The sequence below is a fragment of the Oleiphilus sp. HI0066 genome (genome assembly GCF_001635725.1).
The window spans coordinates 1-745 of record NZ_LWFH01000304.1; the positions used below are offsets into that span (position 1 = coordinate 1).

General features: G+C 44.0%; 2 protein-coding genes. Both read left to right on the plus strand.

Annotated elements, in window-relative coordinates; genetic code table 11:
* On the plus strand, nucleotides 1–289 hold a 289-nt coding region (locus tag A3738_RS04495; RefSeq protein WP_197473588.1), incomplete at its 5' end, for a MotA/TolQ/ExbB proton channel family protein.
* 22 nt (nucleotides 290–311) lie between these two features.
* Nucleotides 312–728: an ExbD/TolR family protein gene (locus tag A3738_RS04500; protein ID WP_369819766.1), complete on the plus strand. Its 417-nt coding sequence runs from the start codon at nucleotides 312–314 to the stop codon at nucleotides 726–728.
* The last annotated feature ends 17 nt before the right edge of the window (nucleotides 729–745 follow it).

Here is a 745-nt window from a genome sequence, read left to right on the forward strand (position 1 = left end):
ATTTAAACATCAATTAAGGCTCCATCTCTGGATTTTGCGCGGGCTGGTGATGATATGTCCGCTGTTGGGCTTGCTTGGCACTGTAACGGGGATGATCAGTGTATTTGACGTAATGGCATACAGTGGTACAGGGAATGCTCGCTCTATGGCGGCAGGTATTTCGAAGGCAACGATTCCAACGATGGCAGGAATGACAGTTGCAATTGTTGGTTTGCTATTAATAGCTAGGATTGATCGACTCGCTAGATCAAGGCAAGAAGCACTTACGGCGCAATTAAGCGTTAGTTAACAGAGTTAAAACGAGCATGAATATTAAGCTTCCTTATTTGAATTCCAGTGACAATGAAGACGAAAACGCAATCGATATGACCCCCATGTTGGATATCGTATTTATCATGTTAATCTTCTTTATCGTTACGACTTCATTTGTGAAAGAAGCGGGGGTTGAAGTAAATCGACCAGAAGCTGAGTCCACCAAAATCCAGAACAATAATTCAATCATGGTGGCGATTACACAGGATAATCGGATTTGGATAAATCGTCGCCAAGTCGATCCGAGAGCGGTGCGTCGAAATGTTGAGCGCTTATTATTTGAAAGCCCAGAAAGCGGTGTAGTGATTCAAGCAGATGAATTCTCTCAGACTGGGCTGCTTGTTAAAGTGATGGATCAGATTAAGCTGGCTGGCGTCGAGAATATAGCGATCGCTGCCGCCAAAGGCAGCCAATAATATGCTTGCTCGTATTG